Annotated in this window: 13 protein-coding genes and 1 pseudogene; 2 read left to right on the forward strand and 12 right to left on the reverse strand. The window is 38.3% G+C overall.

The window, feature by feature from the left end:
* Positions 1-124 precede the first annotated feature (124 nt).
* Positions 125-1,015, forward strand: coding sequence for an AraC family transcriptional regulator (locus PGW42_RS01755; RefSeq protein ID WP_195249957.1), 891 nt, complete (start codon positions 125-127; stop codon positions 1,013-1,015).
* Between the two features lie 40 nt (positions 1,016-1,055).
* Here PGW42_RS01755 and PGW42_RS16035 read toward each other — a convergent pair.
* The 11 genes and pseudogenes from PGW42_RS16035 to PGW42_RS01810 form a co-directional block, all read right to left on the reverse strand.
* Positions 1,056-2,378 (reverse strand): annotated as a pseudogene (locus PGW42_RS16035) (MATE family efflux transporter).
* Positions 2,379-2,408: 30 nt separating this feature from the next.
* The gene (locus tag PGW42_RS01765; RefSeq protein WP_270203876.1) at positions 2,409-3,356 is read right to left on the reverse strand and encodes a hypothetical protein; all 948 of its coding nucleotides are present in this window, start codon (positions 3,354-3,356) and stop codon (positions 2,409-2,411) included.
* An 84-nt stretch (positions 3,357-3,440) separates the two neighbouring features.
* Entirely contained in the window at positions 3,441-4,439 is a 999-nt protein-coding gene (locus PGW42_RS01770) for an aldo/keto reductase (protein WP_270203875.1), read from the reverse strand.
* A gap of 218 nt (positions 4,440-4,657) precedes the next feature.
* On the reverse strand, positions 4,658-4,831 hold the full coding sequence (locus PGW42_RS01775) for a hypothetical protein (protein WP_008369404.1): 174 nt from the start codon (positions 4,829-4,831) through the stop codon (positions 4,658-4,660).
* Between the two features lie 263 nt (positions 4,832-5,094).
* Positions 5,095-6,075, reverse strand: a complete 981-nt coding sequence (locus tag PGW42_RS01780) for a carbohydrate kinase family protein (RefSeq protein ID WP_055155811.1) — start codon at positions 6,073-6,075, stop codon at positions 5,095-5,097.
* Entirely contained in the window at positions 6,059-7,423 is a 1,365-nt protein-coding gene (locus tag PGW42_RS01785; protein ID WP_270203874.1) for an MFS transporter, read from the reverse strand. Before PGW42_RS01785 ends, PGW42_RS01780 begins: the two co-directional genes overlap by 17 nt.
* 18 nt (positions 7,424-7,441) lie before the next feature.
* Positions 7,442-7,834: a VOC family protein gene (locus PGW42_RS01790; protein ID WP_270203873.1), complete on the reverse strand. Its 393-nt coding sequence runs from the start codon at positions 7,832-7,834 to the stop codon at positions 7,442-7,444.
* Positions 7,835-7,843: 9 nt separating this feature from the next.
* Positions 7,844-8,872 carry a zinc-dependent alcohol dehydrogenase gene (locus PGW42_RS01795; protein WP_173826476.1) on the reverse strand — a complete coding sequence of 343 codons (1,029 nt, stop codon included), beginning with the start codon at positions 8,870-8,872 and terminating at the stop codon, positions 7,844-7,846.
* A gap of 387 nt (positions 8,873-9,259) precedes the next feature.
* A complete protein-coding gene (locus tag PGW42_RS01800) occupies positions 9,260-10,255 on the reverse strand; it encodes an ROK family protein (RefSeq protein ID WP_270203872.1) in 996 nt (331 codons plus the stop codon).
* A 323-nt stretch (positions 10,256-10,578) separates the two neighbouring features.
* On the reverse strand, positions 10,579-12,258 hold the full coding sequence (locus tag PGW42_RS01805; protein ID WP_270203871.1) for a recombinase family protein: 1,680 nt from the start codon (positions 12,256-12,258) through the stop codon (positions 10,579-10,581).
* Positions 12,251-15,223, reverse strand: a complete 2,973-nt coding sequence (locus PGW42_RS01810; protein ID WP_270203870.1) for a TOTE conflict system archaeo-eukaryotic primase domain-containing protein — start codon at positions 15,221-15,223, stop codon at positions 12,251-12,253. The genes PGW42_RS01805 and PGW42_RS01810 overlap by 8 nt, the downstream gene beginning before the upstream one ends.
* A 169-nt stretch (positions 15,224-15,392) precedes the next feature.
* Here PGW42_RS01810 and PGW42_RS01815 point away from each other — a divergent pair, with 169 nt between their 5' ends.
* The gene (locus PGW42_RS01815) at positions 15,393-15,578 is read left to right on the forward strand and encodes a hypothetical protein (RefSeq protein ID WP_117556442.1); all 186 of its coding nucleotides are present in this window, start codon (positions 15,393-15,395) and stop codon (positions 15,576-15,578) included.
* Between the two features lie 70 nt (positions 15,579-15,648).
* Here the strand turns inward: PGW42_RS01815 and PGW42_RS01820 are convergent, their stop codons facing one another.
* A complete protein-coding gene (locus tag PGW42_RS01820) occupies positions 15,649-16,590 on the reverse strand; it encodes an Abi family protein (RefSeq protein ID WP_270203869.1) in 942 nt (313 codons plus the stop codon).
* Positions 16,591-17,057: the final 467 nt, after the last annotated feature.

Below are 17,057 nucleotides of genomic sequence, written 5' to 3' on the forward strand. Positions count from 1 at the left end.
TTGTCCGCCATTGCGTTATTGCTTTAGCTGTATTATACTGCTATTATAAGATCTTATTCTTGACAAATCTTGCATTATTTTTTCATTATATAACACAATACTGCTATTATGGAGAGGACAAAAAATGAAAACGCCACATTCACTTATACCGGAGCAAAAAGAAAATATCAAACATGGAGAAGTTTATTTTCCAATCCAGAAGTATATTACACAGCTGACAAAAGAAGCACCTGTCATAACAATGCACTGGCACGAGGAAGCAGAACTTACCCTTATAACAAAAGGTTCCTGTGTCTACCAGATCGATTTAATTGAATATGAAGCAAGTACCGGGGATATCCTGTTTATTCCTCCCCTGCTGCTGCATTCCATTATCCTGAAAAGCAGTCAGGACTTCTGTTCGGAAACCTATGTATTCCATATGAATCTTTTGGGAGGAAATACTGCAGACATCTGTTCTACCCGCTACCTTACGCCCATGGTAAACCACGAATTATCTTTACCCTGTCTCATTACCGCGGATCATCCTGCATATGATTCTCTTTGCAAGTCTTTTGCACAGCTTGCCTCCCTTTACGATACCCGGATGTTTGGATATGAACTCGCCATAAAATCTTATCTGCTGCAGACACTTTTTCTTCTGCTCCAGTACAGTAGCACAAGATTCTCCACGGAATCAGACTCTTCCGACAAATTAAAAATTGTACTTGATCATATTGATCTGCATTATGCAGAAGCTCTGTCGGTTTCTGAACTTGCAAAGCTATGTTATTTCAGCGAGTATCATTTTATGCGCTTTTTCAAAAAACACATGAATATGACCTGCATTCAGTATATTAACAATATCAGACTGGAAAAAGCGGTAGAGTTATTTGAACACGGTAACACCTCCATATTAGAGGTGTCTTTATCTGTTGGCTTTCATAATCTTTCTTATTTTTACAGAGCATTCAAAGCAAAATACCATATGACACCGCTGGCTTTTATAAAAAGATTAGAACTGGATTCTGTATAAGCTCATTCCCTGAGCGATTTTATATTTTCTTTAAATCCTGTTATTTTTTACGATAAATCCGAATCATCAAAGGCGTTTCTACCAAAAGCATGGCAACCCAGCCTGCCAGATAGGAATATGGCAACGCTTCAATTCCAAAGTTCCACAACAAAATCATAGGTGCTGCTGCAATGACTCGGACTGCCATATTGGTAAAACTGCTCATCAGTGTCACCTTCAGGTCTCCGATTCCACGGAAGAATCCTTGAATTGCATTCGTAACGGCCGGAAGAATATACATCACAGCAATCAGATGCAGATAAATGACACCATGTCCTATTACTTCCTCATCTTTTACGAAAAGTGCCATTAGTTCTCCGGCAAATACCTGGCAGATCACCATAACAGTTGCTCCATAAACAATTTCCAGAATCATCCCACAACGAAATCCCTCTCGCATGCGGTCATTTTTTCCGGCTCCCTTATTCTGCGCCATAAGTGCCGTCATGGCATGGGCAATATTCTGTTCCGGTGTAATTGCAAAGTCATCAATCCGATTGACCACCGCAAAAGCTGCAGCCACGGAAACTCCCATAGTATTAACCAGCGCCTGGATCGCAATTTTTCCCATTTGCACGGTGGCCTGCTGCATGGCGGATGCCCATCCGTAAGCAATTGTTTTCTTCAGCAAACGTGAATCGAATACCAGTCATTTCTTACCCAGACGAAGAATCGGTACTTTTTTCTGTATATAAATAATACAGAACAGGCAGCACAGTGCCTCACTAAGCACTGTGGAAATGGCGCATCCATTGCTTCCTGCCTTTAGTACAATGACAAAAAACAGATCTCCGAATATATTCAGGACTGCACTGATAATTAAGAAATACAAAGGCGATGCACTGTCTCCCAAAGCTCTTAAGGTACTGGAAAAAAAGTTATACAAAAAGGTAAACATTAATCCCAGAAAAATAATCCGTAAATACTGCCGCGTCATCTCCATAATCGATGCATCTACCTGCAGCAGATGCAGGATCGGTACAGCAAATACCACGCAAAATAAAGTCAGAAAAAAAGAAAAAACTACTCCCGACAACATGGTTGTACTGATCTGCCTGTGCAAAGTCTTATAATCCTTTGCCCCATACTGAATTCCCATGAGGATACTTGCCCCCATACATAATCCATTTAAAAACAGTATCATAAGCGTACTGATCGGATTACAGATACCAACTGCCGCCAGCGCTTCTTTCCCCACAAAATGCCCTACGATGATGCTGTCCACCGCATTATAAGTCAGCTGAAACAGATTTCCCAAAACAAGCGGCACAGTGAAATTCACAAGAATCGGCATGATTTTCCCGGTTGTCAGATCTTTTGTCATCTCATTCCTCTCCTTCGGTAAAATTTAAAATTAATTCTCTTCCGTTTTCTTTCTTTTCCTTTCAGAAACCCTTGGCACTGACTGAAGAGTAATAGATGGAATTTTTAAACCCATTATTCCCTTCAGAATCCAGGTAAATGATAACATGACCAGAACCGGAATTGCACAGGTTGTCACAAGCAGCACTGCCACGCCCTCTATAATTCTGTTCAATCCATCCTCAAAAGCAGAGAGTTTTTCTGTAGCGACTTCACCTACCGCATCAATCGCATCATCAACCTTATCCTTCGCATTATTAAGAAATCCACTGAAAGAAAACTTTTTATCTTTCGTTTCTTGTGCTTCATCCTTCTTGTCTGCGTTTGCAGAGGTATCTCTCTCATCTAATAATTCTTCCGTATCTTCCAGTGTAAAATCAGCTTCATAGGACTTTGCATAGGTTTCATTTACCATATTCGTCACCCATGCACTGGTAGGAACCAGTCCCCACAAAAGAACACCCAGAATGATACTCTTGATTCCGATTCTGTAGATAAATTCTTTCCATCCGTTTTTCAAAAAGTTGCCTGCTGCCAGAAGCATGCATCCGATAGGAAATAAGATTTTAAATGCAATATACCCGGTGATAGTCAGTAAATATTTTTCAACAATGATCACTGCATAAACGATCACCATATAGCCTGCGACATCTGCCAGCTTATTGGCGATCGGAGTTGCGGCTTCTCCCGGTATTGCTGCAGCACCTGTTGCAAGAGCGGTTGCTGTTCCGGAAAGCCCAAGTGCTTTTTTCTGCAATCCATTCAGCGTTTTGATAACCCAACGGTACGATTCGACAGAAGTTGCCCATTTGGAAACAACAAAAAATGATGCAAGAGCAATCCCAATGCAGATCAGCATCATGATCAGACGATTTCGCATCGGTTGCTTATAGTTTCTAACTGTGATTTCATGGCTGTCTGCCATCATAGGTTCTTTCATACTTATTTTCCTTTCATGCTATCTATTCTCGGATAAAGAAAGGATCGGATACAAGCTCCCGATCCTTTCCACCTTTTCAGTTTTCTATTTGTCCAGAACCGCAACCTGAATTGTCTTTACTGCTTCCTCCATACATTTGATGTCCTCGGCACGCAACTTTATATCCAGACACTTTACGGTATCTTCCACACTGGAAGCTTTTCGCATTCCAACCAGAAGACTCATTCGGTCATACTGAGATAATGCCCAGGCTTCTACCAGCGTTGCAAAACTGCAATGATATTCCTCACAAAGCGGTTTCCAGATTTCAAAGGCCCTGCGAAGTCCTTCTTTTTTCTCCGGATCTGTCCAAGGTATTCTGGATCGGATATCGGTTTTTGCAAATTCACGTTCCATAAAGGCAGGAGAAGTTAAAAATCCTTCCTCCAACACACCATAGGTCTGAAATACCGTGTTATACTTTTTACACAGATCAAAATATTCTCTGCCATGGAAAGGAGAGAGAATACTGAAAAATTCCTGTACAACGGATACTTTTCCGCCGGCTTCCTGATATGCAGCTAAATCTGCGGGTTGACTGTTAGAAAGTCCATAGGTGCGGATTTTTCCTTCACGAACCAGATTTTCCAATGCTCCTACAGTTTCTTCCACCGGAAAGCTACCGCAGACATAATGTACGATAACAGAATCCAGATAATCGGTTCCCATTCTGCGCAGAGAGTCTTCCACGTCCTTTTTCACTGCTGATGCGCGGGTGTCATTGTTAACGGTATAACCGTCTCGTTCATAATGAAAATTACCGCCCTCATTTCTCCAGTTCAGAGAGCATTTGGTCTGCAAAACAAAATCATTTCTTCTGCCCTTCAGTGCCTTACCAAGCAGTTCCTCACTTACTCCTGTGCCATACACCGGTGCGGTATCGATGTAATTCACGCCATGTTCATGACAAATATCAAGCAGGCGCTTCGCGTCCTCAACTGTAGAATCTCCGTCTGTCCAGACACTTCCGCCGCCAAGCCCCCAAGTACCTAATGCAACCACAGAAACATCGATGTCCGTGTTGCCAAGCTTTTGAAATTTCATTTTAATTCCTCCGTTTTTCGTTATTCTTTCCTGCTTTTTATGCAGTATCCTAACCGTACAGCGTTCCCCTCACAAGGCTGTCTATATTTAAAAAGACAATTTTATCACATCTGTGCGTTACTTACTCTACCTATTAGTATATACCACGCTCCGGAATAAGTAAAATAAAATCACTTTACCATTTCAAAAGCCACATGAATTCATCAAACCGGAATCGATTAATAACCCCAACTGATTATTTCCCAATTCTTTTTATCTTTTGTTTTCACTAAATGCCACTGCCAGTTGGTATATGTAGCATTAGGATTGAACCCACCATCTCCACCTTTTTCGTCTGTATCAAAGGTTAATAATACTACAATAAGTTCTTGATTATTTTCTTTCCAATCCATTACTTCTTAGTTATAAAATGTGAACGCATGCGTTCACTATTCCAACTGCTGTTCAACCAAAACTTTTTCCATTATACAGTGCAAAATAAAAGAGACTTCACTCACCATGAATGAAGTCTCCTCAAAATACAATACTGTGAATGATTCACAGAACATATTTTATCGCAAAGTTTTTAAAAATAGAATAGATTTTACCAAACGACAGTTTTCAAAAAAGCTTGCAAATATGCACGCTCTTGTTGTTGCACTTTTCTTCAGATTGTCTACAAACATCTGATAAGCTTTTTGAACATAAATTCAAACACTGCTTCTTTCGTCGGAATCGCAGGGATTCCACCTCTCTTTTGCACACACAATCCAGCAACTGCATTTCCCAAAACAGCACACTTTTTGATTTCTTCCCATTCCATTTTTTCAACATTCTTATTCATAGAAAGGAGACTGCATAATACGCCTCCCCAAAATGAATCACCTGCCCCAGTCGTGTCGACCGCATGTATCTGAAATGCTTTGATGATTTCTTTTCTGCTTTTTGTTGCCATAAGAACGCCCTGTTCTCCCAATGTAATGGCAACCAGCTTTGGTCCCATGGCAAGGAGTTGATCTGCAGCCTGCTCATAACTTTTCGCCTCTGTCAACAGAGTACTCTCTTCATCCGATACCTTCATGACATCTACCAATTCTATGACAGATCTCATTTTTTTCACTGCATGCTCTTTGCTCTTCCAAAGAGACGGACGATAATTTGGATCATAGGAAATAAGTGCACCCGCTGCTTTTGCCATTTTTACCGCTTCAATCGTTGTACTTTCTGCCGGTTCATCTGTCAGCGATAATGATCCAAAATGAAAAATTCTACAACCTGAAATTAATGTCTGATCCAATTCTTCTTTTTTTAACTGTGTATCTGCACCCGGTTTTCTTGCAAAAGAAAAATTCCGTTCTCCATTTTCACCAATTTCCACAAATGCCAACGTTGTAAAATAACCCGGGTCTTCGACAATAGCATCTGTATTGATTCCTTCCTTTTGCAATGTCTTCTTTAAAAATTTACCATGCATATCGTTTCCAACTTTTCCAATAAAAGATGTGCGATACCCAAAGTGGCTTGCAACGGTTAGAAGATTTGCCGGAGCACCGCCGGGATTCTGTTCGAACAATTTTCTCCCATCCTGACTATGTCCTGCTTCCGTAAAATCAATCAACAATTCACCCAATGCCACGATATCAACTTTTTCTTCCATTTTTCAGTTCCTCCACAATCTCGTTATAACGTTTTTTATTTAACCGGTAGAAAAATAATACAACCGCAGTCACAATCCACAGTACACCTGGAATCGTCGTAAATGCATGTTTCATAATTGAAAGTACAATTTCATTTTGTGTCTGATTTGCAATATAACCATATTTTCCAAGTAATCCTGCTAAAAGTGCTGTTCCAACTGCCATTCCGATTTTATTTCCAAGTGAAATAAATGCATACTGAAAACCATCATTTCTAAGTCCGGTTTTCCACTCCCCATATTCCACACAGTCTGGAATAATTGCATAGATTGCGGTATTAAATCCAGAGAAAAAAAACTGTGTGAGACCAGATAATGCATAAAAAATAACCGGTGATTCTTTGACATTGAAGAAAAACATAGACAACATGGAAATTCCTGTAAATAAAGCAAAGAGAGATGCTGTTCTTCCTTTGTTATTCAACTTGCGGAATAATGGTTGAAAACAGGCTGCCCCGATGATAGAAGGAATAATGATGCACATTGAATAAGTTGTGTAGTAGGAGGCATTCCCTTCCACATATGTAAAATAATACAGAATATCTGCGTTTCTACCATATAATGTAAATCCAAATAATATCTGTCCTACCAATGCAAGAAGATATGGTCTGTTCTGCATGACTGCTTTCAACTGAACCTTTACAGAAATTTTTTCTTTTTCCGGAGTGATCACTGCCTCTTTCGTCTTCGCAAAGCAGAAGAAATGACAGGCTGTAAAAATACATCCATATATGACCGCAACCGTCAGATATCCTGTCTTTGCACTATGACTGCCGAATTTGCTGAGCAGTGGAACTGTAATAATATTTAACACACCAATTGCAATCATCGCTGCAACCGAACGGGATGTATTTATTTTTGCACGTTCATCAATATCCTGTGTCATAGCACCACACAAGGTTCCATATGGAATATTCACACAGGTATACCCCAAAACCAGCAGACAATATGTAATTACCATATAAATGATCTTTCCATTCTGCGGCCAGTCGGGTCTTGCCCAGAATGTCATAACAAGAAGAATCGCTGTAATTGGTGCCGCTACTAACAGCCATGGACGGTACCGTCCCCATCTCGATTTTGTTTTATCCGTAAGTCCCCCGACGATTGGATCATTGATTGCATCCCAGAATCTTGAAAAAAGCATAAGTGCTGACACAGCCGCCATACTGATTCCGAACACGTCTGTATAAAATATCATCAGAAAATTACTGACGAACATCCAGCTGAAATTACATCCAACATCACCAAACCCATATGCAATCTTACTGATCAGCGGTACTTTTCCATTTTTGTTTTCGCTTCCCATATGTCCCTCCTATTTTTATCAGAGTTTCTGACAGAACTCTATTCTTTCCTCATTTGGTCCCTTAATCATAAAAAATTTCACACCATTTTCCCAAAATGGTAGTTCTTCGATTCCGTCTGTAATAATTGTGTATTTTTCATTGCTGATTTTCTGATACATACTTTCGATGTCTTCCACATCAAGTGCAACATGTTGGTATGCACCGTCTGACATTGCCGCCTGCCCATTTTCAAAAGTCTCTATACAGTAATTTTTTATCTGTAAAAATGCCACTTTTTCCCCTGCTTTTTCATTATAAGACTGCATAATCACTTCAAATCCAAGACTCTTATAAAACTCAACTGTTTTCTGTAAATCGTTTGTCGGAAGCCCGACATGGGCAACTCCGACAATTCCATATTTATTTTCCATACGTACTCCTTACTTTTCACTGACGTTGATAATTACTTTCATCGTTGTCTCACGGTTATCATCAATATACTGGTATGCTTTCAGATAATCTTTAAAAGCAAATGTCTTTGAGATGAGCGGTTTCAAATGAACTTTGCCCTCATTTACCAATCTGATTCCATCTATGTAATCATCATGGCGGTACATCATCGTGCTCTTAATGTCAAGTTCGTGGTCATTTGCCACAGCAAGATCTACTTCTGCCATTCCTGCAAAAACAGCCACCAGTACAATCGTGCTTCCTTTTCTTGCATATTTAATTGCCTGTCCCATTGTGATATTGTTTCCGGCACAGTCGTAGATCACATCCGCCTTGTCCGGTCCAAATGCTTCGATCATTGCCTCACCGAAGTCTTTATTTTTGGTATTCACACACACATCAATTCCACATTCTTTTGCCTTTGCCAGTCTAAGATCACTGATATCTGTGATCATCACTTTCGCTGCCCCCATTCCTTTTGCTGCCTGTGCCACGAGATTTCCGATCGGTCCTGCGCCAAGAACTGCAATATTCATGCCAACCACATCACCTATCTGTTTTACACCATGAACTGCCACAGCAAGAGGTTCGATCATAGCTCCTTCTTCATAGGACATATCTTCTGGAATCGGTGTTACTTTAGATGCATCCACTGCAAAATACTCAGATGCTGTTCCTGTCGTCTGAAATCCCATTACTTTTAATTCCTCACAGAGATTATACTTTCCATGACGACATGGATAGCAATGTCCACAATATACCTGAGGCTCTATCGTCACCTTCTGTCCCACATGAAACTCTGTGACATTTTTCCCAAGTTCTGTAATCTCACCGGAAACCTCATGCCCCTGTGTTACCGGATATTTTGTAAACGGATGTTTCCCATGATAAACATGAATATCTGATCCACAAACACCAATATTCATAATCTTTACCAACACCTGATTTTCCTTTACCTCCGGAACCGGAACCTCTCTGAAAATAATTTCTCCTGGATTTGTCATTACCTGCTGTAACATAATTGTTTCCTCCTTTTCATGTTGTTTTATTTTGTGTTTTATAAAATGTTTTATTAAAGTAATTATATTATTACCATGCAAACACGATTTGTCAATATGTTTTTTCATATTTTTATATATTTCATAATTTCAAAACACATTTTTTGTATATTTTTCACAATTAACACGCAAAAAAACGGAAAGAAAACCGTAGTTACTGTTTTCTTTCCGTTTTTTACTATAATATCTTTTTTTAATTTTACACAACTTCTCGTTTTTCACACATATAAAGCGGACATCCGGATTCGCTTTGCAACCTGTCAGTGGGAGCTTTTAACTCCAACAGACTAAACATCCCCTTACCCTACGCACCAGATGCGGTGTACTGCTTATCTTCGTTCAAAAAATTTACAATTCTACCATATGTTTTGTAAAAAAGTATTTCGCGGCTCCAACAGCCGACGCTTCTTTCTTATACGAACAATTTTTCAAGTATGAAACATCATGCTCAAAGCCATTATATGCCATCACTTTTTCTCCCAGTGGTATCATATAATCTGACAATACACCTCCCACATCACCTCCTAGTATGATATCCATATCATATGCCATCCGCAGATTTGATATCAAAACAGCAAGATGATCCAGATACTCATTCCATGTCTGCAAAATTTTTTCATTACCACTTTCAATTTTTTCCATAAATGCATCCAGTGACTGCCTGTTATCTTGTGTCAGTACACTTGCAGCACAATATGCATCTGCACATCCTGATTTACCACAATAACACTTTCTTCCACCGGGAACGAGTATCATGTGACCAAACTCCCCTGCTTTCTGGTTTTGCCCTCGAAACAGCTTTCCATCTATGCAGAATGCACCTCCTAAGGTGTGGTTCAAAGACAGATATATCGCATTTGGATACTTTTGCTTTTTTTCTGCAAGCATTGCAGCATTAGCATCGTTTTCAAAATATACTGGAATTTCCAGCGCCTGCTCTAAAAAGCGCAGACTATAATTCTCTATACCTAAAGCATGGGATTTTAAAACAATCCGTTCTTTCTGATCAATAATTCCTGGAATCGCCACTCCAATCCCAAGTAGCGTGTCCTTCGCTGCTTCGCCTTCAAGAAAAGTTTTGACCTTTTGTGCCACCTCTGTACAATAGGATAATTCTGCCGTAAATTTTAAACGGATGCGATCTTTTTTTATAATCTCATCTCCAAGATTTACTAATACCATTTCTATATGATTCGCTGTAATCAAAATTCCCATTGCATGACAGTATGACTTATTAATCCCTATACTTTTTGCCTTCCTTCCACCGGTTGAAGCATATTCCCCAGTTTCTTCCAACACCCTTTTTTCTAACAAGTCATTCACATTTGCTAACACAGTCGGCATACTCAAGTTTAACTCTTTTGCAATTCCCGCCTTGGATGTAACATGATTGTTTAGAACATAATTAATTATTTTTTTTCTTGTTGTATTTTTCTTATCTTTATTTTCCGTTTTCTTACCCTCTTTTATTAAATATATTATAAAAGAATTATATGCTTTTTTATTCTTCTTGTAAAGTAATGTTTTATAATAAATCTCCGACAGAATTTATCTTATAAACAGCCAAAAACTCCCGAAGGAGCTTTCCATGCTTTAGATATACACCAATTCTTTTAACACAATCTCTTCTGCAATATTACGAATACCATTTACCAATCAGCCAGCTTTTATCCTAGTTTGGACAATAAAACACAAGTCTCAACGGTGCTTTCGTTGTCCCAACAAAGTTCCTGTGTCTCCCTGTCTCCAAAATACACCGGAAAACGGAACTTTATGTGCTTCAGGAATCTGCCATCTGGCTGCTCCTGCTCATAAATGTCCACCTGTTCCACAAAGCTGTTAAGAAATTCTTTCTTCTCCAGGTCGGTGAACTTATCATATAGTTTATCAAAATATAAAAGAAATTGATAGACGTTTTCTTCTGATATTTTCTGTTGCCGGATATTCAGCAGGCGGTTCTTGACTTCCTCTATACTGTTCTCCACGTCTTCAATCTCATCATACAAACGGTATAACCTTGTCTCCATATCCTGATATTTCTTCTCATAAAATTTATCCATGATATCCAGACTGTCCATCTGCTGTCCAAGTCTTCCTTTTGCTCCGGTCAGCTGCCTGTGCTGTTTTTCCAGTCTTTCAATCTCTTTTTCTATTTCTTCTGTATCTATTCTTGAACCGATTTTATTCAGAATTGCTTCTTCAAATTTAGGATTCTTCACCAGCTTCCGAATAACTTCTTCCACTGCATTGTTAATCTTCTCCTCACTCCATTGTTTACGATATCCACATTTATGACCATCTACCAGGCGACGATGTTTGCAGGCATAATAGAAATAATCCTTATATAAAGTTCCGTCTTTCTTTTTCTTTCGGTTCACGTTTCCATACATACCACTTCCACATAACGGGCATCTCAATATTCCGGATAAAATATGCTCATGATCGAGACTATGTGTCTTTTCATATTTCACACCTGTTTTTTCCCGTTTTTGATGTGCCAGCTCCCAGTCTGTTTCTGAAACAATCCCTTCATGGATACCATCGTGCAGCATATAATTTTCCTGCTTTACAATGCGGTATTCATTTCTTGTACCAGAAACTTTCTCGTTTTTCCTTCGTCCATAAACCAGCTTTCCACAGTATACCGGATTATCCAGAACGCCTTTTATAAATGAAGCGGCAAATGCGTCCAGTGTATTATTCTGTCGTTTTTTCTTTTTGTATCCATGCTGGTTCAGCCATGCAGCAATCGCAGAGATTCCCATATTGGTATGAATAAATTTATCATAGATCAGACGAATAATCTCTGATTCGTCCTCTGCAATCTGCAATTCTCCATTTACTAATTCATAACCATACGGAGCAAATCCACCATTCCATTTTCCTTCCCTGGATTTCTGCTTACGTCCTTCCATTGTCTGAACAAGGATATTCTCTCGTTCGATCTCTGCCACCGCAGACAGAACAGAAATCATCAGCTTTCCACTATCTTTTGAGCTGTCAATTCCATCTTCTACACAGATCAGATTCACTCCAAAATCCTGCATCCTCTGCAAAGAGTTTAATACATCTGCCGCATTACGACCGAATCTGGAAAGCTTGAACACCAGTACAAACTGAACCTCATCTGTTCCTTTCTCAATATTATCCAACATTCTCTGAAATTCCGGTCTGCCCTCTACGCTCTTTCCAGATTTACCTTCATCTGAATACTCATTTACGATTTCCATATTCTGAAATTCCGCATATCTCTTGAGTTTTTCTTTCTGAGCATCCAGACTGTAGCCATCTACCTGCATGGTTGTGGATACTCTGGTATAGATATCACATTTTATCTTTTTATTCACTTTTCCTCCTCTCCTCAGAACATCCCAAAGCAATTTTCAACAATTCCGTTGCAACTTGTGAATTTCTGATACGCATTAAGTTATCCCAGACATCAGCTTTTCCAAGTAGATTCATCCCGCCATGCCATACTATTTCATCATCAATAACGGCAAAACATTCTTCTACTTCTGTTCTTGTTATCACATTTATTCCTACCAATTGCATTGCTCTGATTAATTCATAACATACATCTGACTTTCCGTAAGTAATATCTTCCGGATCTGTTGTAATAACTGTGACCTTTACCCCTACTTCCTGTCTCTTCTTGACTAGTAATAAAAATCTGTCAATTTTATCCTGTCTGATATCCGGACTGGAAATTACCACCATTTTTTCTGACTCTACAATATCTTGCTCGAATTTTTCGGTATAATTTACAGAATCAAATATTGCATTTATTATTTGTTTAGGTTGCAACTCTTGCGTCCAGATTGAAAATCCCATCTTCCTATATGTTCTCAATCTTTTTGCATACATTTTATCAAAATAACGCACATGCGAATCGATATAATCATACACATAAACGGCTTCTTTTCCGACATAATCTCTGTTTAATCTACCTACATACTGTTCCAGGCGTCCTTCAAAAGATACAGGTGCTGCAAGCATTAATACATCCAGTCTTGGGAAATCAAACCCTTCTCCTATTTTCTGACCAGTTGCCACCAAAATAAGCGATTCATTTTCAGGTATCTGCTTTAATTTTACTCTTATTTCAGCATTTTCCTTATCCGAATTATCCCCATACAAAAGGAATACATGATCTGCTTTTTCCTTTAAGGCATCATGTAAAAATTTTGCATGTTCCTTAAATCTTGTCAAAATTACAGGAGTTTGTTTTCTTGCAACACAAGTTATAACATCATCTATGATCATTTCATTGCGCACCTTACTGCTACTAATCAAATTATATGCTTTATTGATATTATCCTTGCTTTCTGCAGTATCAACTACTCTTGTGTATCTTGGGACAAAATAATGTCCAATCCCTTGCTCCTTAGCCCTCTCCAACGCAGTAAATCTATGTCGCAAAGGTCCCAGCAGCATATAGATAATCCGATCAAGACTGTCGCCACGTTTAGGCGTAGCAGAAACACCATATACGTATTTTGCATTTATTTTCTGCAATAATTCCATAGATGTGTTAGAAGCTGCGTGATGACATTCATCCATAATTACCATTCCATAAGAATTAATCCGTTCATTAAATTTTCCTCTGCTGTACATTGAACCAACCATTGCAACATCTATGATCCCTGTCAACGTATTTTTATTTCCGTGCAAAATACCTATCACACTATTTCTTTTTTTCTTTCTTCCTGTTTTTGTTTCATATTCCGGTGGTTCTTCTCTTATCTCTAAGAAATGATTCAATTCATCAACCCACTGATTAAGCAAATCTTTACTTTGCAGCAAAATAAGCGTATTTACTTTTCGCTCTGCAATTAGGTAACTACATACTACAGTCTTTCCAAATGCAGTTGCCGCACTCAGAACCCCATCTGAATGTGATAATAATTTTTCTGCTGCTAATTCCTGTTGCATTCGCAAATCACCTTTAAAAGATACTCTGATAGGTTGTCCTGTTTCTCTTTGATCTGAAACATCAACTGAAATGCCTGCTTTTTCACATTCCTGTATAATATTTTCCCGCAGTCCTCTCGGAATCTGTATATATCCATCTATATCCTTACCTAAATATACAGCACTGAAATTATAATAATTAGAATATCCCAGCCTTTTATTTTTGTAAAATTCCGGATTATCAAATGCCGCCAAACTACGAATCTGATTTTGTATTCTTGGCATAAGATTCAGAGTATCAATATAAACTCCATTGCCCAATACCATGTGAAGCTTGCCCACAACATCTGACTTACAAAACTCACATTTCTTCTTCCATGGTTTCGGTCTGACATTCTTCTCAATATTAGTAAGCGTTCCTTTGATTTCTGCTAATTCTCCCTGCCATTTTGCCATGCATTGTTCAATATCTTCTATTCCCAGCTTTCTTGTTTTATTAAAAAGAGCATCCCATTGATCAGGATATGCATTCCAATTTTCATCTACAAAAGCACTATTTCCATTTTTAAGTGCCTGCCCCTGTAATGGCAATGCAATTAAATTACCTATGCTGCTTGCCACATCCTGCGAAGGATACATTCTATCATAATAATGAAACGATTTCAGATTGATGGAAGTTGAACCCTTGTCTAACAGGAGAAATCCAAAATTCCTTGCTGTTGCCGCAGGTATTGCTTTTTTAAAGAAAATCCATACATGGACACCTTTTCCAGATCGAGATCTCTCAACTAAAGGTCTGATACCATTAAGCTCACACATTTTTCTAAGCGCATCCACTTCTTTATGCCACTCATTATCCGTATTTGCAAAGTCCGTAACCTCTGCTCCTTTTTCGTGATTGTCAAAATCAAATACAATAAATCTGCATGTACCATTTGGCAGTAAAGGATATACACCTATTACATCTGATCCATCTTCTTTTGTGCCTAACAAATGATCAATTATTTTTTTAACATCCAAACTAATCCATTTGGTATTTTCACATTCATCACACAATACCTTCTCTTTACGTTGTTTAGGGCAAAGCCGGTCATTCCAACGATTCGCACATTGTGGAAAATAGCCCCCGTTCTTTCCTCTTCTGGCATATACATCTTCTCTTCCCCAAAACATCGAAAAGAAACGTATTGCCATTTTCTCTGTAATATACGGTGGATTTACAATACGATTCCCTTGATCCAGGTCATATTCTTCTGCACTTTCTATTTTTTCTTCAAAAGGATTCACCTCTTCATAGGAAATGCCTGCTTTCTTCAATTTATCTTTTAATATCTTGTTCTCATATTCAAGCAACCTAACCATCTTTCTCAATGAATCCGCATCATATGCTTCTATGTTCAAACCTTCCACCTACAATTCTTATCATTTCGTAATATAACCTTTATTTTGTGTCCCAACTTTATTTTAGTACTTGTTCCAACTATTTCCAATACTTATTTTTCCTATTGACGCATTTCTCTGTCAATCGTATAATTAATACATAAAAAACCCGAAAAGAGGAGGTGTTCGTATGGCTACTTCAAGTATTACTCATAATTTTGTCATATCCAATCCAAACAGCGTAAAACTTTTTATTGCAGCGATTGACGAAGCCGACCGTGACCGCACACCAAAGCAGACACTTCCCGGACGTCAGTTGACAAACCCACAAGAAATCTTATCTTTAATGTCAAAAAGGAAAAAAACAAACTCTTAAATATTAAAATTCTTCAATAAAAAATCCTCTAAGACAATAGGTGTTTCACTATCTCTTAGAGGATATTTCTTTAATTTAAATGGTATCTGGTAATATTTTTCCAATTTTTCGGGAAACCCATTTTATTCAATAATTCAACTTCACTTATATGCTCTACTTCTCTGTTTACCCGGTCAATCTCTTTTATGAGCTTTCTTTTAAATTCCAGAAAATCTTTTCCAGGTAATAGATATCTAAAAGCAATCACCACAGCAAACAAATCTTGTTTTCCTTTTTCGTACTGATTACCGCTCTGTGGTAATGAAAGTTTTTTATGAAGCGGTGTATCCGCAATAGCATCTACTGTTCTGTATGTAAACAGTCGTTCCCCATGGGCACATACATTCCTATACTTAGTGAGAACAGATAGAAACTGTTCCATCTGATGCTGATTCAAAGGTTCAAAGTTTTTTGATACTTTTGATTTTAAGGACTGCGGAAACACTCGGAACATTTTTGATAAGTTTCCAAACGTAAGTACATTTGCCAAAACCCATAATGGAATTTCACCATATGTCTTGCGGTAATAATTGATATATGTATAATCTGTGGTCGTTGTTGCCCGTTTCAAGGTCTCTATCAACTTTACGATTGTTGCATGATTTCTTTTTGTATTATTATAATTATTAGCATCCAGGTACTGCTTCTGCTCTGCTCCATACATTTCAGTAAAATAGTATGACATCAAAGAACGCATCTGTCGCTCAATCTGCAGTAAATATTTAAAGAACAACTCTCTAAGCTCTGCATCAAACTTATACAAACTGACTATTTCTTCAAAACTTGTTCCTGCTTTATATTTTTTTGTGTTTGATATTCTAAAAAGATGTTTATATCCTCCCATAAGAGGAAAATATCCTATTTGGCGTAACATCTCTTCCGCATATTCTCTGTCTTTTATTTTTATTCCCTTTTCATCACTGATCCAGGAAACCTGGTCACTAAAAAAAGAGAATTTTTTCGGTGTCTGCATCTCATTTCTCCTTAAAACAAAAGAGGGAGAGACCCGCAGGCTCTCCCCCGCCTGTAGGCTTCTCAAGTTTCTACAGAACGATCACTGAGCTTAGTATACGTCATTTTAAATGTCCTGTCAATATGTCAAAACATTCTCAGCCATATCCGCTCAGAAGTATTCTATGCTATTTTTTCTTCCTTATTCTACTACAATATATTTATGGATAATCCCCTTACATCCAGTAAGGAATTATCCATCTTGTTGCTTAAGCTGTTAGAATGTAGGTAGCAATTGGATATCGTCCTTATTCTTGGACCTTGCGTCCGTAAAATAGACTGATAACCAGCTCCTCATTCGCAGCGTTCGTTTTATGCAGGTTGAATCGCCATAGGCGCATTCGTGTCACACCACAGTAGATTGAATAGGCAATGAGTAAAACTGGTATTTATCCATTGCAATAATCTTAAGGAGTGACAAATTTATGA

Source organism: Coprococcus sp. TM115-187 (assembly GCF_027679115.1).
Classification (GTDB): Bacteria; Bacillota; Clostridia; order Lachnospirales; family Lachnospiraceae; genus Allocoprococcus; species Allocoprococcus comes.

What these genes read in the sequence shown, in the direction of transcription:
- PGW42_RS01755 (WP_195249957.1), top strand. Translation starts at nt 125, where the DNA reads ATGAAAACGCCACATTCACTTATACCGGAGCAAAAAGAAAATATCAAA.
- PGW42_RS01765 (WP_270203876.1), bottom strand. Translation starts at nt 3,356, where the DNA reads ATGAAAGAACCTATGATGGCAGACAGCCATGAAATCACAGTTAGAAAC.
- PGW42_RS01770 (WP_270203875.1), bottom strand. Translation starts at nt 4,439, where the DNA reads ATGAAATTTCAAAAGCTTGGCAACACGGACATCGATGTTTCTGTGGTT.
- PGW42_RS01775 (WP_008369404.1), bottom strand. Translation starts at nt 4,831, where the DNA reads ATGGATTGGAAAGAAAATAATCAAGAACTTATTGTAGTATTATTAACC.
- PGW42_RS01780 (WP_055155811.1), bottom strand. Translation starts at nt 6,075, where the DNA reads ATGGAAGAAAAAGTTGATATCGTGGCATTGGGTGAATTGTTGATTGAT.
- PGW42_RS01785 (WP_270203874.1), bottom strand. Translation starts at nt 7,423, where the DNA reads ATGGGAAGCGAAAACAAAAATGGAAAAGTACCGCTGATCAGTAAGATT.
- PGW42_RS01790 (WP_270203873.1), bottom strand. Translation starts at nt 7,834, where the DNA reads ATGGAAAATAAATATGGAATTGTCGGAGTTGCCCATGTCGGGCTTCCG.
- PGW42_RS01795 (WP_173826476.1), bottom strand. Translation starts at nt 8,872, where the DNA reads ATGTTACAGCAGGTAATGACAAATCCAGGAGAAATTATTTTCAGAGAG.
- PGW42_RS01800 (WP_270203872.1), bottom strand. Translation starts at nt 10,255, where the DNA reads ATGCCGACTGTGTTAGCAAATGTGAATGACTTGTTAGAAAAAAGGGTG.
- PGW42_RS01815 (WP_117556442.1), top strand. Translation starts at nt 15,393, where the DNA reads ATGGCTACTTCAAGTATTACTCATAATTTTGTCATATCCAATCCAAAC.
- PGW42_RS01820 (WP_270203869.1), bottom strand. Translation starts at nt 16,590, where the DNA reads ATGCAGACACCGAAAAAATTCTCTTTTTTTAGTGACCAGGTTTCCTGG.